This is a genomic window from Bacteroidales bacterium, assembly GCA_035647615.1.
Lineage (GTDB): Bacteria > Bacteroidota > Bacteroidia > Bacteroidales > 4484-276 > SABY01.
In genome coordinates this window covers 22,996-43,092 of sequence record DASRND010000017.1, presented here as the reverse complement: position 1 = coordinate 43,092, position 20,097 = coordinate 22,996, and the positions used below count along the sequence as shown (strand labels likewise).

At 44.9% G+C, this 20,097-nt stretch carries 18 protein-coding genes; 6 read left to right on the top strand and 12 right to left on the bottom strand.

Annotated features, from left to right (window positions below; all coding sequences use genetic code 11):
• The first annotated feature begins 174 nt into the window (after window positions 1–174).
• On the top strand, window positions 175–540 hold the full coding sequence (locus tag VFC92_06145; protein ID HZK07764.1) for a hypothetical protein: 366 nt from the start codon (window positions 175–177) through the stop codon (window positions 538–540).
• Between the two features lie 208 nt (window positions 541–748).
• On the opposite strand, the gene VFC92_06140 is transcribed toward VFC92_06145, so the two are convergent.
• The 5 genes from VFC92_06140 to corA all read right to left on the bottom strand — a co-directional run bounded on the left by VFC92_06140 (window position 749) and on the right by corA (window position 6,272).
• Window positions 749–1,159, bottom strand: a complete 411-nt coding sequence (locus tag VFC92_06140) for a putative toxin-antitoxin system toxin component, PIN family (GenBank protein ID HZK07763.1) — start codon at window positions 1,157–1,159, stop codon at window positions 749–751.
• Window positions 1,149–1,364 carry a hypothetical protein gene (locus tag VFC92_06135; GenBank protein HZK07762.1) on the bottom strand — a complete coding sequence of 72 codons (216 nt, stop codon included), beginning with the start codon at window positions 1,362–1,364 and terminating at the stop codon, window positions 1,149–1,151. The genes VFC92_06140 and VFC92_06135 overlap by 11 nt, the downstream gene beginning before the upstream one ends.
• A 207-nt stretch (window positions 1,365–1,571) precedes the next feature.
• Window positions 1,572–3,302 (bottom strand): alpha-L-fucosidase, encoded by a 1,731-nt coding sequence (locus tag VFC92_06130; GenBank protein ID HZK07761.1) that lies wholly within the window; start codon window positions 3,300–3,302, stop codon window positions 1,572–1,574.
• Window positions 3,303–3,591: 289 nt separating this feature from the next.
• Window positions 3,592–5,046 (bottom strand): catalase, encoded by a 1,455-nt coding sequence (locus VFC92_06125; GenBank protein ID HZK07760.1) that lies wholly within the window; start codon window positions 5,044–5,046, stop codon window positions 3,592–3,594.
• Between the two features lie 146 nt (window positions 5,047–5,192).
• Window positions 5,193–6,272, bottom strand: coding sequence for a magnesium/cobalt transporter CorA (gene corA, locus VFC92_06120; GenBank protein ID HZK07759.1), 1,080 nt, complete (start codon window positions 6,270–6,272; stop codon window positions 5,193–5,195).
• Window positions 6,273–6,502: 230 nt separating this feature from the next.
• Here corA and VFC92_06115 point away from each other — a divergent pair, with 230 nt between their 5' ends.
• Both VFC92_06115 and hemW read left to right on the top strand, forming a co-directional pair.
• Window positions 6,503–8,026: a HAMP domain-containing sensor histidine kinase gene (locus VFC92_06115; protein HZK07758.1), complete on the top strand. Its 1,524-nt coding sequence runs from the start codon at window positions 6,503–6,505 to the stop codon at window positions 8,024–8,026.
• A 2-nt stretch (window positions 8,027–8,028) separates the two neighbouring features.
• A complete protein-coding gene (gene hemW, locus VFC92_06110; GenBank protein ID HZK07757.1) occupies window positions 8,029–9,165 on the top strand; it encodes a radical SAM family heme chaperone HemW in 1,137 nt (378 codons plus the stop codon).
• Window positions 9,166–9,884: 719 nt separating this feature from the next.
• On the opposite strand, the gene VFC92_06105 is transcribed toward hemW, so the two are convergent.
• Complete coding sequence (locus VFC92_06105) at window positions 9,885–11,015, bottom strand: M14-type cytosolic carboxypeptidase (GenBank protein HZK07756.1); 1,131 nt, start codon at window positions 11,013–11,015, stop codon at window positions 9,885–9,887.
• A gap of 213 nt (window positions 11,016–11,228) precedes the next feature.
• Here VFC92_06105 and VFC92_06100 point away from each other — a divergent pair, with 213 nt between their 5' ends.
• From VFC92_06100 to VFC92_06090, 3 genes are all read left to right on the top strand, one after another.
• Window positions 11,229–11,942: a DUF2249 domain-containing protein gene (locus VFC92_06100; GenBank protein HZK07755.1), complete on the top strand. Its 714-nt coding sequence runs from the start codon at window positions 11,229–11,231 to the stop codon at window positions 11,940–11,942.
• 76 nt (window positions 11,943–12,018) lie between these two features.
• A complete protein-coding gene (locus VFC92_06095) occupies window positions 12,019–12,630 on the top strand; it encodes a DUF998 domain-containing protein (GenBank protein HZK07754.1) in 612 nt (203 codons plus the stop codon).
• Window positions 12,631–12,640: 10 nt separating this feature from the next.
• Window positions 12,641–13,885: a pitrilysin family protein gene (locus tag VFC92_06090; protein ID HZK07753.1), complete on the top strand. Its 1,245-nt coding sequence runs from the start codon at window positions 12,641–12,643 to the stop codon at window positions 13,883–13,885.
• A 2-nt stretch (window positions 13,886–13,887) separates the two neighbouring features.
• On the opposite strand, the gene VFC92_06085 is transcribed toward VFC92_06090, so the two are convergent.
• The 6 genes from VFC92_06085 to secA all read right to left on the bottom strand — a co-directional run bounded on the left by VFC92_06085 (window position 13,888) and on the right by secA (window position 20,036).
• Window positions 13,888–14,094 (bottom strand): hypothetical protein, encoded by a 207-nt coding sequence (locus VFC92_06085; protein ID HZK07752.1) that lies wholly within the window; start codon window positions 14,092–14,094, stop codon window positions 13,888–13,890.
• A gap of 103 nt (window positions 14,095–14,197) precedes the next feature.
• Complete coding sequence (amrS, locus tag VFC92_06080; GenBank protein ID HZK07751.1) at window positions 14,198–15,208, bottom strand: AmmeMemoRadiSam system radical SAM enzyme; 1,011 nt, start codon at window positions 15,206–15,208, stop codon at window positions 14,198–14,200.
• Between the two features lie 165 nt (window positions 15,209–15,373).
• Entirely contained in the window at window positions 15,374–15,595 is a 222-nt protein-coding gene (locus VFC92_06075) for a type II toxin-antitoxin system HicA family toxin (GenBank protein ID HZK07750.1), read from the bottom strand.
• Entirely contained in the window at window positions 15,592–15,798 is a 207-nt protein-coding gene (locus VFC92_06070) for a type II toxin-antitoxin system HicB family antitoxin (GenBank protein HZK07749.1), read from the bottom strand. The genes VFC92_06075 and VFC92_06070 overlap by 4 nt, the downstream gene beginning before the upstream one ends.
• 164 nt (window positions 15,799–15,962) lie before the next feature.
• Window positions 15,963–16,505, bottom strand: a complete 543-nt coding sequence (locus VFC92_06065) for a GNAT family protein (protein ID HZK07748.1) — start codon at window positions 16,503–16,505, stop codon at window positions 15,963–15,965.
• 225 nt (window positions 16,506–16,730) lie between these two features.
• Entirely contained in the window at window positions 16,731–20,036 is a 3,306-nt protein-coding gene (secA, locus tag VFC92_06060; GenBank protein ID HZK07747.1) for a preprotein translocase subunit SecA, read from the bottom strand.
• Window positions 20,037–20,097: the final 61 nt, after the last annotated feature.

Genomic DNA, 20,097 nt, shown 5'->3' with positions numbered 1-20,097 from the left:
ATTTGGCTTAAATGATTTGGCGCATTTCCAACTTGGAAATGATAATGAAATCGATGATAAAAATTATGAAGTAGCCGGTTTTATTGATAGAATTAAAACATTCATGTCTGGAAACAACTAAAAGGACTACACACAAACTGATTCACATTTTAAAAAAAACTTATTTCTACACACATGAGCAATTTCACAGTAAATGAAAAATTTATAACGAAGCCGTCTTCAGTCGTCGTTGAATCGATAAAAGAAAAACTTGAAGAACTTGGATGTTTTGAAGGTATTGGTGCAGGAAAAAAATTCGAAATTCAAAGAATCACACCGCGACAAATAACTTACATTGGAAGTTCACGGAAGATTCCTAAGACTGAATCTTTTGAGTTAAAAGATATTGAAATGGTCATTGAAATAATGAAAAAGCTTCCGGTTTTCAATTCAGATAATGTATTGTTGAAAGAACAAATACCCAGCAGTTTGTATCAAAAAAGAACTCCGCTTTTTGGAATACTTGCACAAACGGAAGTAATCGTTGAAGTGACGCCTTAGGTTCAGCGTGCAAATGATGTGTATTATAGCCGGGCTGCCTGAGGCTGATTCGATTGGATAATGTTTGTTTTCATAACCGTCAACAATTAACCCAATTATTTCAAGCTTTTCACTCTTCGGAGTGCCAGGTTTGCATCAAAAATCCCTTCTAATCTTTTCAATGCTGATCTCTAATCCACTTCTGTTTTAATCGGTGTTAAATCCATAATTATGCGAGTCCCTCTCTCAATTCACTAATGGTAAGGATTCTCGTTTTTTGTACATTTTTTATTTCAAGTAAGTCATTGTCCCCGGTAACAAGGTAGTCGGCATTGCTGTCAGTTGCGAGGTTTAATAAAAAATCATCTTTATTGTCTCGGCAGAGTTTTAATTTAGAAGTTACTTCCACTAAAACTCCAAATTTGTCAAAAATAAGAAGCAAGTGTTCAATGTCTTTGTAGGTGAAGTGTTTTTGAAATTTTGGCCGGTGAGAGACTACCAAAAATTCCTGAATTAACTCTTTAGAGAAAACAAGTTTTACTTTTCCAGTTTCGATATACTCATCTAAAAAGCTAAAATCTTTGGCGATAAGAAAGCTAATCCAAAGATTCGTGTCAAGAATGATCTTTTTACTTTTCATATCGGGACTTTCTAACCGATTCAACTTCTTTAGTGATTTCTTCTAAAGAAGGGGCGTCTTCAGATTGACTTCTTAATTTTTTAAGTAATTCAGAAAAATCAGATTTGACTTGCACTTTTTTTATCCTGATTAGATCAAGATCAGCCAGGCTTTTAAGCAACCGTTTTGCTTTTGGATTGATTATTTCAATTCTTAAGGATTCCATAACAATATACTTTTATCTGATGTACAAAAAAGTGGAAATGGCTCTGGCATTCTTTTCTTTAAGAAAACCAGGAAATTTATCAATTGTATTATTTCGTAATGCTAAACTCATAAATATTCGTTTTTGAACAAAGATATTTAATTTCCGAAACCTGGTTCTTCTTCCCAGCCCCGTAAAACCGACATGGCCTATCGAGCATTCGTTTTTCTATTTAATCTCAATTTTCAGCTCTTCAATGTTTAATCCTTTGTGCGGATTGTCTTGATTTTCCAGCGAAAGTTCGATTTCATTAATTTTATCCAAATACAAATTCACACCATCAATCGTCTGATTGGAAAGCCCATTTTTTAACTTATTCTCTTCACCAGAGGATGGAATTACGTATTCTAGATTGTTAACGGATAATTTCAAAGATTCGGTGGCGTCGTTCGAATGAGCAAGATTTACCTGATAAGCTTCCTTTTTATTACCAGCTAAATACCATCTGTTTTTTACAACGGTAGCTTTGGTTGAGTAATAATCGTGCCCACTGAAACTATGGAGTTCTGTTGCGTTATCCCGGGTTAAAATAAACGCGCCCTCCTCGTTTGGAAAGATTACATTTTTGGGCGTGTATCCCAATTCCCCTTCGTATTCCAGAACAACAACGGTAGCATATTTGTCTCTGTTTGTAATGTTTGTTAAGTCGATCTCAAGCCCTGGATCATTAGTCATACTTTGTAGAGAAATACCTGAATCGGAAAGGAGGTAGGCTCTTTTGATATTGGAGTTTAAACCTTCGATTGTAAGTGTTTCGTTTTCGGGAAAGTGGATGATATGAAGATATAATTTCCCGTCTCTTGCAGTTATCAGACCCCAGTTTTGTGCGTCAATCGTGGCTGTCGTTGTTCCATACACCGCCTCGCCATTTTCTTTGTGCCATTGGCCGATACCTTCCAGGACTTGCTTTTCAAAAGGGACAATCGTTCCATCTCCCGCGGGGCCGATGTTTAGCAAATAGTTGCCGCCCAAACTTACTACACTTATTAAGTCGTGAATTTTTTCATTAATTTTTGCTTCTACACTTGGTCTTTCCTGCCAGGAACGGTAGCTCCAGGTTTCCGGAAACATAGAAGCGGGCGTTTGCCAGGGAACGCCCATTTTGAAATCAGGTTTAAGATTGTCGCCCATCACCACAAAATCGCCCTGATCATTCCAAAGCCTTCCGCTGATCATACAATTGGGCTGCAATTCTTTTACAAGCGCCGCTATCTCTTTGCTTTGATTATAGGTGGGAGCGCCCATGTCGAACCAAATCTCAGAAATTTCACCATAATTCGTCAGCAGTTCTTCAATCTGATTCAAATTGTACTGATGATGCTGCGGCGGTATCGAATCTGAATTACGTACAGAAACAAAAGGCATGGCGCCTTCGTAATCCCAGTCGATCAGCGAAAAATAGACGCCGAACTTAAGGTCATGGCGTTTACAGGCGTCGGCCAAATCTTTAAGCACATCCTTTTTGTAGGGAGTTGCATCAACCACATCAAAAGCGGTGTATTTAGAATCGAACATACAAAAGCCATCGTGGTGCTTGGAGGTTATGACGATAGATTTCATCCCCGCTTTCCGGGCCAGCAAAGCAACCGAATCGGCATTCCAGTTGGTTGGATTAAACTGAGTAGCTAATTTTCGGTATTCTTCGGTCGGAATCCGCGCATGTCCCTTTATTTGCTCACTGTAACCATTGATTTTTTCACCCTTCCAAACACCTGCCGGAAGGGAGTAAAGTCCCCAATGGATAAACATCGAAAACTTTTGATTCTCCCAGTTGGCCAAAGCTTCAGCGGCATCAGTCTGTTGCGTTTGTGATGTTTTCGGGTTGTCTAGGTCACAGGATGTTATTGATAAAAAGACACATCCTATTATTAATATTTTTGAAAGGGATTTTATTTTCATTGCTTCTTTTTTATGCTGGCTGTTAAAGGTTGTTTCTGTTAACTCGCGATTTTGTTTCATCTATTTTTTTCGTGTCCAAAAATAAAGAAACTTCCTGATAACGGTCATTTCATCAGCCTTTCAACTTTTAAAGATTCAAAACCACCTCATCTTGCGCATGTAGAGGTTCATGGCCACGCCAATGAGGAGCATCAGCCCGGGCGCTGTGGGATAAGCCCACGGGTAGGCAAGTTCTGGCATGGAATCGAAAACCTTATTGGATATTGCCTTTGCAGGCTGCTGCTGGTTATTATTTTACCTCAGAGAGTTCAATTTTTAATTCCTTTGCAACTCCTCTTCCGTATGCTTCGTCCGCTTGCATACAATTTTTAATATGTCGGGTTTTTACTTCCATAGGAGCATCTCCCATATTTCTTGCAGTATTTTCAAACAGGACTTGCTTTTGTTCTGCGCTCATCAAACGGAAAAGGTTGCCTGCCTGCGAATAGTAGTCATCGTCATCTTCCCGATGATTCCAATGGTCGGCAGCTCCGCTTAATTCCAAAGGCGGCTCTTTAAACTCGGGCTGCTCCTGCCATTCGCCGTAACTGTTTGGCTCATAGCCCAGAGTTGCACCGTAATTATCGTCAGTTCTCATTTGGCCGTCACGGTGATACATGTTTAAGAATGGGCATCTGGATTTATTTACAGGAATCAAATGGTGGTTTACACCTAACCGGTATCTCTGTGCGTCTCCGTAAGAGAACAATCGGCCTTGCAGCATTTTGTCGGGCGAAAAACCAATGCCGGTAACTATATTTGCAGGGTTAAAAGCCGCTTGCTCAACATCTACAAAATAATTTTCAGGATTTTTATTCAATTCAAAAACACCCACATCAATCAAAGGGAACTCTTTATGCGGCCAAACCTTTGTTAAGTCAAAAGGATTGTGATAATGATTTTTGGCTTGCTCGTCTGTCATTACCTGTATTTTCATATTCCATTTTGGGAAATCGCCTTTTTCGATGCTATCAAACAAGTCTCTTTGATTACTTTCTCTGCATTTCGCAACTACAGCTTCGGCTTGCTGGTCTGTCAGGTTTTTAATGCCTTGTTGTGTTTTAAAATGAAATTTCACCCAGATCCTTTCATTCCTGCTGTTGATCAGGCTGTAAGTATGGCTGCCATATCCATTCATGTGTCGGTAGGATAGAGGAATCCCCCTGTCGCTCATTGTAATGGTTACCTGATGCAATGCTTCGGGAAGGCTTGTCCAAAAATCCCAATTGTTTTTTGGACTTCTCAAATTTGTTTTTGGGTCGCGCTTTATAGCATGGTTTAGGTCAGGAAATTTCATAGGGTCTTTTAAGAAAAATACAGGCGTATTATTTCCTACCAAATCCCAGTTTCCTTCTTCGGTATAAAATTTCATGGCAAATCCGCGAAGATCTCTTTCAGCATCGGCAGCACCACGTTCACCTGCAACAGTTGAAAACCGTGCAAACATTTCTGTTTTTTTACCTACCTCCGAAAATATTTTTGCTTTTGTGTATTTCGTAATGTCATGAGTTACTGTGAATGTACCAAATGCGCCTGATCCTTTGGCGTGCATACGTCTTTCAGGAATTACTTCTCTATCGAAGTGAGCTAGTTTTTCCAGATACCAAATATCCTGCAGAAGCATTGGTCCTCTTGGGCCGGCTGTCATAGCGTTTTGGTTATCTACTACAGGTGCGCCAGAGCTACTTGTAAGTTTTTTCTTCATCCATTTCATAATATTTTATTTTTAAGTTGATGAGTCGTAAAATTACTTTTTTCTTTTTAATGTTTCAATAATAATTTCCGCTGTTTACACGGTTTCAGGCACTTGCAGTCAACGGTCGTTTCATCAGCCTTTAAGCTTTTAAACAATTAAAACCATCTCATCTTGCGCATGTAGAGGTACATGGCTACACCAATGAGGAGCATCAGTCCGAGCGCTGCGGGATAAGCCCATGGGTAGGCAAGTTCAGGCATGTAGTGGAAATTCATACCGTAAACGCCGGCAATAAAAGTGAGCGGGATAAAGATGGTGGCAATCATGGTAAGGGTTTTCATCACCTCGTTCATGCGGTTGGCGTTGTTGGCACTTTGCAGTTCCAGCAGGCCGGTAATGGTTTCGCGGTAGCCTTCGAGCAGTTGCACCAGGTGGTCGAGATGGTCCATCACATCGGAGAAGAAGCGGAAGATGGGTTTGGTGATGAGCGGATTTTCGGTTTTCATTACTTTGCGTACAGCTTCATTGGCCGGGAGGAGTTGCTTGCGCAGATAGTAAACGTTTTTCTTGAGCGCATTAATTTCGGCGGCAAGCGATACGGCCGGGTCGTTTGTCAAATCTTCTTCGGTGGTAAAAATCTGTTCTTCGAGTTGTTCGAAAATCCCAAAATACTCATCCACAATAATATCGGTAAGACGATAAAGCAGGTAATCTTCGTGGCGCTGGCGAACAGTGCCGATAGCCTTTTCGATGCGGCTGATGTATTCTTCGAGCGCCAGAGCCGGATATTGCGCAAAGCTGATGAATGTGCCAGGCAGCAGCACCATACTTATCTGATTGCGACCATACTCGCCCTGTTCGTTTTTGGGCGAAAGCAGTTTCAGGGTTAGGAAGAGGTAATCGCCGGCATCTTCAAATTTAGGCAGATGGCCGGGGTTGAGCACGTCTTCGATGGTGAGGTTGCTGATGTTGAATGCCACGCCAAGTTTCTCGAAAACGCTGAGGTCGGCGTACCCGGTGACGTGAATCCAATTGGTGGTGTCGGCGCTGATTAGTTGGGGTAGTTGCGCTACGTCCGTTATCTCCGTCTGCTGAAAATTCTGCTCACGGAAAGTGATAAGGCGCACCGTGGTGGGATGTTCCTGATCCGGCTCCTGCGCCACCAAAGTGCCCGGTGCCTGTCCGGCCTTGCGGTGCATAATCTTTATAAAACTACTGTGTGGATGTTTCATCATAAGAATTCTTATTGCATTTCTTTTCTTTCACCAACCTGAAAACCTCTTCTTGCCCGACAACAGGCCATTCCGGGAACGGAACAATAATCAGTGCAAAATAAGGAAGTTTCGGCTAAAGCATCTCAAATTTTTTTCACTATTCTGCCCGCTGCGTCACGGCTCTGGTATCTCTTTTTATAATAAGCATTTGCAAAACGCGTTAAAGGCCATACTACGAAAAACTGCACACTTTGAATATCTATGCCCAAAAGACGAAATGGAAACTGGTGTTGCTGGCAGCGGCGCTGGCAATTGTCGGCATTTCGCTGTGGTACACCAATTTGCTGGTGAACAAAGTGGCACATGAGGAAAAAAAGAACATCCGCATCTGGGCCGACGCCATCCAGAGCAAAACCAAGCTGGTGACGTATATCGAAGAGTTTTTTCAAAAAATCCGCGTCGAAGATCGCAAACGTGTGCAGCTGCTGGCCGAAGCTTACAAGCAGGTGATACGCACCGAAGACCCTGATGCCAACCTCAACTTTTACGTTTCTATCATCCGCGGCAACGAAACCATCCCGCTGATACTTACCGACGAGGAGGGGCGCATCCTGGAAGCTACCAACATCGACTTCGACAAAGACACGGTTATGTTTCTCGATGGCGCTTTACGCGAAGAATTTACGCGATACCCGCCCATCGAATTCCGTTATTATAAAGAACGCAAGCGCTATTTGTATTACAAAGATTCGCGCCTCTACACCGAGTTGCGCGATGTGCTCGATGACCTGGTGAAATCGTTTTTTGATGAAGTGGTTATCAATGCCGCCTCGGTGCCGGTAATTATCACCGACAGCACCAAGCGCAACGTGCGCGCCTGGGGCAACCTCCCCTCCGAAATAATCGACGACACGCTGATGCTACAACGCACCATCCATCAGATGGAGAGCGGCAATACGCCCTTCGAGATTACCCTGGCCGACCAAGGCAAGAGTTACATTTTTTACAAAGGCTCCTATCTGCTCACCCAGCTTACCCTTTATCCGGTGATACAACTTGGAATAATTGCACTGTTTCTTGTGGCTGCTTACCTCCTCTTTAGCACCGCGCGCCGTTCCGAGCAAAATCAGGTATGGGTGGGGCTGGCCAAAGAAACCGCCCACCAGCTCGGCACACCGCTATCGTCGATGATAGCCTGGCTGGAGATAATGAAAATGGATGGTAAAGACGACGACCTGGTTACCGAACTTACCAAAGACGTTGACAGGCTTGAGAAAATAGCCGAACGGTTTTCAAAAATTGGGTCGGTGCCAATAATAGATACCTATAATATTGTGGAGGTGGTGCACAACAGCATCGCCTATCTCAAAACCCGCACCTCACACCGCATCAATTACGAGATAAATCCCGGTCTCGAAACAGAAATATATGTACCTATCAACCTGCACCTTTTCGAATGGGTGATCGAAAACATTACCAAAAACGCCGTCGACGCCATGGGAGCGAGTGGAAAGTTCACCGCCAACATCATGGAGGAAAACGGTTACGTTCACATCGATCTTACCGACACCGGCAAAGGTATTCCTAAGTCGAAATACAAAAGTATTTTTCGTCCCGGATATACCAGCAAGAAACGTGGTTGGGGGTTGGGACTCTCGCTGGCCGAGCGGATCATCAAAAATTACCACCGTGGGAAAATCTATGTTAAAACCTCCGGCATCGACAAAGGCACTACCTTCCGCATAACGCTGCGCAAAAATATAGGCAAAACCTAAGTATGGCCGGGCTTTACATTCATATTCCCTATTGCCGGCAAAAATGTCGTTATTGCAATTTTTACTCCCTGGCGAGCCGCAAATATCGCGAGCTTTTGCCGGAGCTGCTCCAGCAAGAGATGAAGCTGCAAAAAGATTATCTGGCGGGCGAAAATTTGCAAACTATCTACATCGGTGGCGGCACTCCGACGGTATATCCTGCACCAATCATTGTGGGAATTATTGAAACTGCAACAAAGCAATTTCAAGCCGATGCCTTTGCAGAGATTACCATCGAAGCAAACCCCGACGACCTGTTGCCGGAATATTTACAGCAACTCCGGCAAACGCCTGTCAACCGTCTGAGCATCGGCATACAATCTTTCCACGACGATGATCTTCATTATCTCAACAGAAATCATTCTGCGGCCAACGCGCATCAGGCAATTCGCAACTCCCTGGCAGCAGGTTACGACAATATGAGTGTCGATCTGATTTATGGTATCCCCGGACTGACCGACAAAAAATGGATTGAAAACATTAAAACAGTTTTGGATTATCAAATCCCGCATATTTCGGCTTACGCGCTCACAGTGGAGCCGGGTACTGCCCTCGACAAGCTCATCAGCCGGCAAAAATTGCCACCGGTAGAAGAGCAGCAGGCTGCCGATCAGTTTGTGATATTGATGGAGATGATGGACACCGCCGGCTACAAGCATTACGAAATCTCTAACTTCAGCAAGCCCGGGCAATATGCGCGTCACAATACCAACTACTGGATGGGCGTGCCTTACCTGGGAGTTGGGCCGTCTGCACACTCTTTCGACGGATGCTCCCGCCAATGGAATGTTTCCAATCTCGAAGCCTGGCTGCAGGGCATCCGCAACCAGGAACCTGACTTTGAACGGGAGGTGCTTTCACCAACGCAGCAGCTTAACGAATATGTGATGACCTCGCTGCGCACGATGTGGGGCATCGATTTGCAAAATATAGAATCACGTTTTGGGGCAGGCTTTCGCCAAATGGTGCTACAGCAGGCCATTCCGTTTCAAAATAAGTGTATGGTTTCCATCCAAAATAACATCATCACCCTGACACAGCGCGGCAAGCTCTTCGCCGACGGCATCGCTTCGGATTTATTTGTTGAAGAAGGGGAATAAGAAATATTCTCCTTTTTTGATAACGGATTCCTGTCTTGAATCCAAAATTCAATATTTCTTCAGTGGCTGAGCTGGCTGAGCTTTTCGAAGCCACTAACCTCTCCTGGCTTCGACAATGCGTCACCCTAAATAAGTTTTACAGGAGATGAACCCGAAGGGTTCAAATGTCTATAGCACAATGAACGTCTGGAATGTGTTCGACCCCGTCGGGGTCGTATCATTCTTGCAACAATGTTTTCTATAAACGTGGAATCCCTTCGGGATTAAAAGCGCGAAACATTTGTTGATAACGGATTTCTGGCTTGAATTCAAAATCCAATATTTCTTCAGTGGCTGCGGTGGCTGAGCTGGCTTCGACAAGCTCAGCCACCGTGTCGAAGCCAGCTTGTCGAAGCCACTAACCTCTCCTGGCTTCGACAATCCGTCACCCTAAATAATTTTTACAGGAGATGAACCCAAAGGGTTCAAATGTCTATAGCACAATGAACGTCTGGAATGCGTTCGACCCCGTCGGGGTCGCATCATTCTTGCAACAATGTTTTCTATAAACGTGGAATCCCTTCGGGATTAAAAGCGCGAAACATTTGTTGATAACGGATTTCTGGCTTGAATTCAAAATCCAATATTTCTACAGTGGCTGCGGTGGCTGAGCTGGCTTCGACAAGCTCAGCCACCGTGTCGAAGCCAGCTTGTCGAAGCCACTAACTTCTAAAACAAAACTATAGGTCATCAATGATGCGACCAATTACCTCCACCAGGCTGTGGCCAAGTTTTTCGCTGCGTGCCGGCGACCAGCCATATACGGGGTCGGGCAACGTCTCGTGATCTTTGAATGGCATCTCGATGGTCATCGACAAGCACTTAAACCGCTCGCCGATGGCTTTGGAGCAGATGTTGAGATTGGCGGTGCCAGGCTCGTTAACCGGGTAGCCATGTTTGGTCTGGAAATCGGGGCTTATCTCCACCCAGCTATTTTTAAATTTTTCGAGCAAATTTTTCAACCGTTCGTCGAAAGAAGGAATTCCTTCGATGGAGGAGATGAAATTGTACGGCAAGGCTTCGTCGGCATGAATGTCGAGGTTGAGATCGACACCGGTTGCCTGCATTGCCTGCAAAATATGATATACTTCGGGGGCTTTCTGCGGATCAGGTTTTGCCCACTCGCGGTTGAGGTTGAGGCCGGCAGCATTGGCGCGCAGGTTACCGGCCACGGCGCCATCAGGATTCACAAATGGCACCACATAAAAAACCGCTTTGTTGAGCAATGTACGCGATACGGGATCGTCTATTTCTATCAGGCGGCTGATGAGCGCCTCCATAAAATACGACACCTGACTTTCGCCGGGATGCTGGCGGGCGATGATCCATATTTTTTTGGCGTCGTCGTGCTCGTCGCCGATGGTGAGCAGGTCGATGCTGCGACCTTCAACGGTGCTTCCCAAAGAAGAAAGGTTGACCAGCGGCGAATATTGAACATTGTGCACAAACTCCAGATGCCGTTCGTAGCTGTAGGGAGCAAAATAGGCATAAAACACCGAATTGAATGCAGGTGTATGATCGATGATCAGCTGCTTGCCATCGAAGCGCGTGGGTACCATGAACCAATCTTCGGTGTCGTAAGAAGCACGCACCATGTAATCTTCCCAGCCTTCGGGATAACTAGCCGCTCCGGCGTTGAGAATTTTCATACAAAGCGGTTTTCCGCTGCCGCCGGTTACACGGTAATAAAACCACTGGAAAGTGTCGGCCTGGGTATCCTTGCGAATGTTGAGGGTGATGTTTTGAACATCGCTGGCATCCACAACTTCTATGTTGCCGGCGTCGAATTGAGATGAGATTTGTATTTTCATTATCAAAATATTTTCACAAAGTTGCAAATTTATGTCCAGCTCGCTGGCAATACAATCTATAAAAAGTCTTAAAGGCAACGATTGGTCATTGTCTGTTTTTTTAATCAACTGCGTCATTTTACCAGTAAATCCCAAAAAACAATAACACAAATCGCGGGATTTCTGCTAATTTTGCAGACATAAAGGATTAGAATAAAATAAATAATAAGAAAAATGAAAGATTGGACAAAGTTAAAAGAGCAATTTGAAGTAAAAGATGTGCGTCAATTGAAAGGCAATTTTTTACCAGCGATATTAAAAAAGGCGCAGAACATGGATGTTGGTGAAGGTTTGTGTGTGGTGCAAAGTTTTGAGCCCATTCCGTTGTATTCGGCTTTGGCCGAAATGGGCTACGAACACGATGTTGATAAAGTTTCGGATGCCGAATACCGTGCGTATTTTTATCGTACTTCAAAACTCCAACCCGATTTTCCGGGCGGCATGGATATGCCATTAAAGCCCACTGCCATGGTAAATTTTAATACCATCGATCCTAAGTTTGCCGACCTTGTGGTGAATTTTTGGAGCTATATCTGGGGCCAGGAAAATCCGGCTATCGACATGAAAACCCGTCTTTTGCTTTCGCTGGCTAATGCTGTTGGCGGCGGACGAATGCGGCAGGCAACCCGCGAATTTTTAAAAGCCTATTCCATTGGGGTAACCACCGCCGAGTTTGATGAACTATTTGCCATGTTTGCCTGGAACCAGGGAGTAGGACATTTTGCTTCCGAAATTGGCCCGTCGGCTCTATTTGCTGCCTACAAATATGTGAAATCACAAGAAGAAAAAGGCACAGAACATAGTGAAATTGTAAAAGGGATGATGGAAAGATTCGGTGAAAAAAACCCGGAGGTCGGCACCTTTTTCAAAAACAAAACTGATGATTAAAAAACAATAAAATCGTAGATGTGCTTACCACCTATGCTTTTGCCGGCTGGGTTAAAAATTACCTTTTTGTTGCGGAATGATTTGGATTAAACTGGGAATATTGCTTATCGGCTTTGCCAATGCCGGACTGTTGCCTTACTCCATCGGCAAGGCTTTGCATCATGTAAACTTTGATCTTAAAAACCAAACGCTTAGTTTTCTGAGCAACAAAACCCTCTATGGCGAGAGATTAGTTAAAGGTTACAAAGTGATGCTTTTTACCACCGGCATCCTCACCTATACTTTTTTCTGGCTGCTTACACGGTTTTATGACCTGGGCGAATTTGAGAAGTTAATGCAATACATCGATCTTGGTTTTGCTTCGCTGGTGCTGCTGGCATTTGTGCCTCACAACTTAAAACCCTACAGTCTGAAAAGTCTGACGCCAACGCTGCAAAGATTAATTCACAACTTGCTGGCTGTGGTGGTGTTTTTTTCGCTGCCGCTGCTCATTATTACTTTTCAGGTATCTATTCTTCCTGAATTAAAATTTCTCGGAATTACGGGGATGGTGATCATCGGGATCATTGTGGTAGGTGTTGTTTTTTCTATTTTAAAAAATGGTATCAATGGCGCCACAGAATTGTTGTTTATAAATGGAATAAGTTTGTGGACTATTTTTGTGACCATCATTACTTTTCTGAGTTAAATCCGATATTATGGATTATCAATATTCGCAGTTACCTAATGGCTTACGCGTTATCCACAAGCAAGTGCCCGCCAACGTGGCGCACTTGGGTGTGATTATCGACGCAGGCACCCGCGATGAATTGCCCCATCAAAACGGGCTTGCACATCTGATAGAGCACATGATTTTTAAAGGCACGCAAAAACGCAAAGCTTTTCATATCCTGAGCCGCCTCGAGAACGTGGGCGGCGAGCTCAACGCATACACCAGCAAGGAAGAAACCTGCGTGTATGCTTCGTTTCTGCACGCTCACTACCCGCGTGCTATGGAGCTTTTTGCCGACATCATCACCCAATCCACTTATCCCGACAAGGAGCTGGAAAAAGAAAAAGATGTGGTGATTGATGAGATCAACTCTTACAAAGACAATCCTTCTGAGCTGATTTTTGATGAATTTGAAACGCTGTTCTTTGGCAATCACCCCATTGGCCGCAACATATTGGGTACTCCCGAATCGGTTAAGCAGTTGCAGCGCCCCGACATTATGGAGTTTCTCCATCGCAATTATCAGCCACAGCATATGGTGATTTCTTCGGTGGGAAATATTTCGTTGGATCGTCTGATACTTTTGATAAATAAATATTTTGGCTCCCTTTCGGGAAATGAAAACCGGGCGCCACGCTCACCCTTCGATGCATATCAGCCAGCCAGCCGCACCGAAGCGCTCTCCAACTTCCAGGCGCATTGCATCATTGGAGCGCCTGCATATAGTGTTTTTGATGAGAGAAAAACAGCGCTGGCATTATTGATCAACATTCTGGGCGGCCCGGGCATGAATTCGCGGCTCAACCTGAATGTGCGCGAGAAGTACGGCTACTGCTACAACATCGAAGCGCATTATCATCCCTATAGCGATGGCGGATATTTCAGCATCTACATGGGCACCGACGTGGAGTACCTCGAAAAAACCATGAAGCTGGTGCTAAAGGAACTAAACCTGATGCGCACCACCCGGCTGGGCACCTTGCAGTTGCATCGCGCAAAGCAGCAAATTGCTGGTCAGCTTGCCATAGCGCTCGAATCGAATGCCGGCGAAATGCTCACGATGGGAAAGAGTCATCTTTTTTTCGAACATGTAGATAGTTATAATCAGGTAATGGAAAGAGTAAAAACACTCACCGACGTTCGCCTGCTGGAAGTGGCAAACGAAATATTTGATACGTCGCAGCTAAGCAAGCTTACTTTTGTGCCACAAAATGGGGATGGTGAAAAATAAGATTACCCTTTCAGCCATTTTTCGATGCGTTCATTTGCCTGATCATCCGTAAAAAAATCACCATTGTTGATTTGGTTCGAGGATTCCTCTATCCGCATTTTTTGATTTTCTGAGAGTATGGGAGTCTGCGTTTCCGAATATTTCCTGTCGATCAACTCTTTGAGTGTAAGTAAAAAATCACTTTCATCAATGTTATTGATCCCTTCCAAAAGTTTTTGCTTTATCGTTAAAGTTGTCGTAATTTAATTTTTAACAAAGCCAATACAAATCATGAAAATCTCTTTCCTTTCCAAAATTCCAAAACCACACAATTTAAATATGTGTCATAATCTGATGCCCGCAATGGTTGCATTGCCCTGTTTTGGATAGTCCGGTAAACCAGGCGTCGTAGCGGCTCCGGTCTATCACTTTCTGATGACACTTGGGGCAGTAGGTGTTGGCGCTATCGCCGGCGGAAGCATTGCCTACATACACATATTCCAGATGTGCGCTGGCCAGAGCGTGCAGTTCCTGCAGTGTTTCGATGGGTGTGGGAGGCTCCGACATTTTATAGGTAGGAAAATAACGTGAGAGATGCAGCACCGTGTCGCTGCCCAGATTTTCGCGTATCCACAGTATCATCTCTTCAAAAGTGGTTTTGTCGTCGTTGCGGCTGGGGATGACAAGATTGGTGATTTCCAGATGACGTCCGCTGCGCTTTATCTGTATCAATGTCTCCTTAACAGGCTCCAGCTTCGACATGGTTTGGGTGAGATAAAAGTCTTCGGTAAAAGCTTTCAGATCCACGTTGAAAGCATCCGTTACTTCGATGAGTTCGGCCAGTGGCTCCGGTGAAATAAAACCATTGGTGATAACCACATTTTTCATCTTTTCTTTCCGTGAAAGGTTGGCGATGTCCATCATATATTCAAACCAAACCGTAGGCTCGTTGTAGGTAAAAGCAATGCCCACATTGGATTTTTTTTCGCCAGCCAGCGCCACAATCTCTTCCGGCGGATACTGCCGTCCGGGAGTAAATTGCCGGGGCACATCCTGCGAAATTTCAGAGTTTTGGCAAAATTTACAACGCAAATTACACCCATAGTTGCCAACCGAAAAAATGATGCTGCCGGGATAAAAATGATACAGCGGCTTTTTTTCGATAGGATCAAAACCCATCGACGATACCTCGCCGTAAGTTTGCAGAAACAACTCGCCCTGCACGTTTTTACGTACGCGGCAGATACCAGTCTTACCATCGCCGATAGTACAATGGTGCGGACACAGGTGGCAGCGTAACTGGTATCGGAAAATCTCTTCGTAGTAGCGAGCTGGATGGTTCATTTCGTAGTGATTTTATTGATTCCTCAAAGGTAATGAAACTTTAGAAAATAACCGAAACGATGTGCTAAGTTGGAGGGTTGAAAAGTTGAAAGAAATTTATTTGGGACTTATTTTTTTTGAGGACAAAATGATTTAATCCTTGTTCGGATCTATAAATTCCTTGTTTTACAACAAATCAACAAAGTCTTTTACACTCAAATCAGCCTGACGAATAATTGCCCTGAGAGTCCCACGATCCAATTGTTTATGATTGGGAACAATGAGTTGCGCAAAAGGATTATCACGACGAAGGACAAGATGGCTGCCGGTTTGACGCTTGAAATAAAAACCAGCCTTTTGGAGTGCTTTTATACACTCCTGCCCGGAAATATTTGGCAGGCTTGTCATACCGCCAGCACTATAGTGTTGAAGTTTTCTTCAGGTACAGGTAGGTTGTCTTCTTCAAGTGCTTCGATGTAAATCTTTATGGCCTCTTTAATATTAGTAATGGCAATTTTTTTGGTCTCGCCCTGGCTGATGCAACCAGGAAGGCTTGGGCATTCTGCAACCCAGAATTTGTCCAATCCGGGGTAAAGAATTACTTCTCTCATGATGATTAGTTTTAATTTATCACAAAAATATGTTTTTTATTCACTCGATGAATAACGGATAAGGGCACCTAAAATTTATCATTTTATGAGGCAAGAATTACCATGTAAGTTTTAAAAAAGAATCCTTGCGATCTTCTTCGCGCCATGCTCTATGCACCCCGCGCTTAGCGCTTCACCCATTCAGCCCTGAGCATAGCATAAACTTCCAGGTCGAAGTAGCCATCTTTGTGTCGCTCGCCTTGTCGCTCTATTCCTTCCAGTTTAAAGCCAAGTCGTTTTGGGATATTGCTGCTGCGGATATTGCCGACTGCACATTTTATCTGGACACGGTTAAAGTTCATTTGGTAAAAAACCCGTTCAATCAAAGCGTTGGTCGATTCTGTTACGATGCCTTTGCCCTGAACATGGCGTGTTATCCAATAACCGATTTCGACTTTTCGGTTTTGCATGTCGATATCATTGAGGCCGATGAGTCCGCAAATTTCGTCGCCAAAACAGATCGTAAAAACTACCTCACGCGAATATTCTTTTTGCACCTGATCGATAAAAGCATGGGTGCTTTCCACGCTTGTGGTCATATCGATAAAGGGAAGCCATTCGCTCAGATGCAGGCGGTTATTGTCGATGAGATCGAAAACCTCGTACGCATCGTGGTGGCTGATACGGCGCAGATAGAGGTTCTTTTTTACTTTAATGGTGTCAATCATCAAAATCCAGGATTTACACAGAAATAAAATACTACACCGAGTATTTTTTGGGTGGCAAAGATATTTAAAACTTTTTTCGCCAGCCCTATCAGCTTTATGCACAAGCTAACCAATAAGCTGTTCAGGAAGTATTGTGCTGCCCGTAACATCCTCTTTCAGGAAATAATCTCCTGGTCACGATTTTGATTTGTGATAATAAAAAGCTTTAAAAAGAAAAGAATCCTCTTAAACGGAGCCGCCTCTTCCATGGCAATTTTTGAATTTCTTGCCGCTGCCACAGGGGCAGGGTTCGTTGCGGCCTACCTTTTTCTCCACTTTTACAGGCTGTGGTTTTTGCTTTTGCTGTGTGTTGCTGTGCGATTGCGAGAGCAGGTCGTCGCGACCTTCCTGTAGGCGCCGGCGGTCGGCACGGCGTGGCATTTGAGCCTCGCGCACGTTGGACGGTTCCTGTATGGGCAGGTGGGCTTTTATCAAAAAGGAAATGATTGCACGGTTGGTTCGTTGTACCATTCCTTTAAACAGCTCGAAGGATTCCAGCTTGTAGATCAGCAGCGGGTCTTTTTGCTCGTAAGTAACGTTTTGCACGCTTTGCTTCAGGTCGTCCATCTCGCGAAGGTGTTCTTTCCAGGCGTCGTCGATAAACGACAGCACAATACTTTTCTCGATAGCTAGTGTTATCTCGCGGCCGCCATTCTCATAGGCTTTCTTTAGATTGGCCACAGCCTGACGCTGGCGGATACCGTCGGTGATGGGAATGGCAATGTTTTCGTAACGCGATTCGTTTTCATATACCTGTCTGATAACCGGATTAGCCTTCTCGGCGATGAGCTTCATCTTGTTGCGGTAAGCAGCGAACACATGGTCGAAGAGCTGGTTGGTAAGGTTCTCTTTTGATGATTCCAGGAAATCTTTCTCGCTGATGGGCACGTTGAGCGCCATATCTTTGAGCACTTCCAGGCGGAATCCCTCGAAGTCGCCGATTTCGGTGTAGTCGGCCACGATCTGGTCGCTCAGGTCGTACATCATGTTGGAAATGTCTACAGCCAGTCTTTCCCCGTAAAGGGCATGGCGTCGTTGTTTGTAGATCACCTCGCGCTGTACGTTCATTACGTCGTCGTATTCGAGCAATCGTTTACGGATGCCGAAGTTGTTTTCTTCTACTTTTTTCTGTGCCCGCTCTATGCTTTTGCTGATCATCGAGTGCTGGATCATCTCACCTTTGTCGATGCCCAGACGGTCCATAATTTTTGAGATCCGTTCGCTTCCAAACATACGCATCAGGTCGTCTTCGAGCGACACGAAAAACTGGGAACTGCCAGGGTCGCCCTGACGTCCGGCACGACCACGCAACTGGCGGTCGACGCGGCGCGACTCATGGCGTTCGGTGCCGATGATGGCCAGTCCGCCGGAGTCTTTTACACTTTTGCCCAGTTTGATGTCGGTACCACGACCTGCCATGTTGGTAGCAATGGTCACTTTACCGGCTTGTCCGGCTTCGGCCACAATGTCGGCCTCTTTTTGGTGCAGCTTAGCGTTGAGGATATTGTGCGGAATCTTGCGGCGTTGCAACATGCGGCTCAGCAGTTCAGATGTTTCTACCGAGGTAGTTCCTACCAGCGAAGGCCTTCCTTGTTCTACCAGCCGCGCTATCTCTTCGATCACCGCATTGTATTTTTCACCTTTGGTTTTGTACACCTCGTCTTCGCGGTCGTCGCGGGTGATGGGACGGTTGGTAGGAATCACCACCACGTCGAGTTTATAGATATCCCATAGCTCGCCGGCTTCCGTTTCGGCGGTACCGGTCATCCCGGCAAGTTTCCTGTACATGCGGAAGTAGTTCTGCAGGGTAATGGTAGCGTAGGTTTGCGTAGCCGCTTCTATTTTTACATCTTCCTTGGCTTCGAGCGCCTGATGCAATCCGTCGGAGTAGCGGCGCCCCTCCATGATACGGCCCGTTTGCTCATCCACAATCTTCACCTTATTATCTACGATGATGTACTCCACATCTTTCTCGAAAAGTGAATAGGCGCGCAGCAGTTGGTTTACTGAGTGCACGCGTTCCGACTTGATCGAAAACTCGTTGGTGAGCTCGCTTTTGCGTTTTGATTTTTCTTCTTCAGGAAGGTTTTCCTTGTCCATCTCAGCAAGCTCCGATCCCAGGTCGGGCAGAACAAAGAAATTGTTATCGTTGTAGGAGCTGCTCAGCAAATCGATGCCCTTTTCGGTAAGCTCGATGCTGTTGTTTTGTTCTTCTATTATAAAATAAAGCGGATCGTTGATGATGTGCATGTGCTTACTTTGCTCCTGCATGTAAAAGTTCTCGGTCTTGATCATCAGCGATTTCATGCCGGATTCGCTCAGGAACTTGATGAGCGCCTTATTTTTGGGAAGTCCATGATGGGCTCTAAGAAGCAGCTCTCCTCCTTTTTTCTTATTATCTTCACTTACGTCGTCGCCATCGAGGAGTTGTTTGGCTTCCGCCAATATTTTGGTAACCAGCGAGCGTTGAGCGTTGTGTAATTTCTCCACGTTGGGACGCAATTCTTCGAACAACTGGTTTTCGCCTCTGGGTGTTGGGCCGGAGATGATAAGCGGCGTGCGCGCGTCGTCGATTAATACCGAGTCTACCTCGTCCACGATGGTGTAATTGTGGGGGCGCTGCACCATCTCTTCGGGATTACTGGTCATATTGTCGCGGAGGTAGTCGAAGCCAAACTCATTGTTGGTGCCATAGGTGATGTCGCAGTTGTAGGCATGCCGGCGAGCCTCGCTGTTTGGTTCGTGGCGGTCGATACAGTCTACCGTGAGGCCGTGAAACATAAAGAGCATACCCATCCATTCGCTGTCGCGCTTGGCCAGATAGTCGTTTACGGTTACAATGTGAACGCCTTTGCCAGGCAGCGCGTTGAGGTAAACGGGCAATGTTGCCACCAATGTTTTACCTTCGCCGGTAGCCATCTCGGCAATTTTTCCATCGTGTAGCACAACGCCGCCGATAAGTTGCACGTCGTAGTGCACCATGTCCCACTTTATCATATTACCACCGGCCATCCACTTGTTGTCGAAATAGGCTTTGTTGTCGACGATGTTTACATGATCGTATCGGGCTGCCAGGTCACGGTCCATCTGCGTTGCCGTTACTTCTACAGTTTCATTTTCTTTGAAACGGCGTGCAGTTTCTTTCATCACCGAAAAGGCTTCGGGCAAAATCTGATTGAGGACTTCCTGCGTCTTCTCGTAGCTGGCGGTTTCCAGTTTATCGATCTCTTCGTAAATCTTTTCTTTGTGGTCCACGTCCATGTCGGGGTCGTTTTCGATCTGCAACTTCAGTTCAACGATTTGGTCAGTTTCCGGCTGGATATATTCAGTGATGCGTGCTTTAAACTCATCGGTCTTGGCGCGCAGTTCGTCGGTAGATAATTCCTTGATGGTTTCGTAAGCCTTCAGCGTTTGGGCAAGAACAGGATTGAGGGTTTTAAGATCGCGATCGGCCTTACTGCCAACAAGTTTTTTCAGAACAGTTTTAAACATAAAAACAATTTTTTTTAGAATAGGAATCTAATTCAACAACTATGCCTTTCGAATATTATGG

What these genes read in the sequence shown, in the direction of transcription:
- VFC92_06145 (HZK07764.1), top strand. Translation starts at nt 175, where the DNA reads ATGAGCAATTTCACAGTAAATGAAAAATTTATAACGAAGCCGTCTTCA.
- VFC92_06140 (HZK07763.1), bottom strand. Translation starts at nt 1,159, where the DNA reads ATGAAAAGTAAAAAGATCATTCTTGACACGAATCTTTGGATTAGCTTT.
- VFC92_06135 (HZK07762.1), bottom strand. Translation starts at nt 1,364, where the DNA reads ATGGAATCCTTAAGAATTGAAATAATCAATCCAAAAGCAAAACGGTTG.
- VFC92_06130 (HZK07761.1), bottom strand. Translation starts at nt 3,302, where the DNA reads ATGAAAATAAAATCCCTTTCAAAAATATTAATAATAGGATGTGTCTTT.
- VFC92_06125 (HZK07760.1), bottom strand. Translation starts at nt 5,046, where the DNA reads ATGAAGAAAAAACTTACAAGTAGCTCTGGCGCACCTGTAGTAGATAAC.
- corA (HZK07759.1), bottom strand. Translation starts at nt 6,272, where the DNA reads ATGATGAAACATCCACACAGTAGTTTTATAAAGATTATGCACCGCAAG.
- hemW (HZK07757.1), top strand. Translation starts at nt 8,029, where the DNA reads ATGGCCGGGCTTTACATTCATATTCCCTATTGCCGGCAAAAATGTCGT.
- VFC92_06105 (HZK07756.1), bottom strand. Translation starts at nt 11,015, where the DNA reads ATGAAAATACAAATCTCATCTCAATTCGACGCCGGCAACATAGAAGTT.
- VFC92_06100 (HZK07755.1), top strand. Translation starts at nt 11,229, where the DNA reads ATGAAAGATTGGACAAAGTTAAAAGAGCAATTTGAAGTAAAAGATGTG.
- VFC92_06095 (HZK07754.1), top strand. Translation starts at nt 12,019, where the DNA reads ATGATTTGGATTAAACTGGGAATATTGCTTATCGGCTTTGCCAATGCC.
- VFC92_06090 (HZK07753.1), top strand. Translation starts at nt 12,641, where the DNA reads ATGGATTATCAATATTCGCAGTTACCTAATGGCTTACGCGTTATCCAC.
- amrS (HZK07751.1), bottom strand. Translation starts at nt 15,208, where the DNA reads ATGAACCATCCAGCTCGCTACTACGAAGAGATTTTCCGATACCAGTTA.
- VFC92_06075 (HZK07750.1), bottom strand. Translation starts at nt 15,595, where the DNA reads ATGACAAGCCTGCCAAATATTTCCGGGCAGGAGTGTATAAAAGCACTC.
- VFC92_06070 (HZK07749.1), bottom strand. Translation starts at nt 15,798, where the DNA reads ATGAGAGAAGTAATTCTTTACCCCGGATTGGACAAATTCTGGGTTGCA.
- VFC92_06065 (HZK07748.1), bottom strand. Translation starts at nt 16,505, where the DNA reads ATGATTGACACCATTAAAGTAAAAAAGAACCTCTATCTGCGCCGTATC.
- secA (HZK07747.1), bottom strand. Translation starts at nt 20,036, where the DNA reads ATGTTTAAAACTGTTCTGAAAAAACTTGTTGGCAGTAAGGCCGATCGC.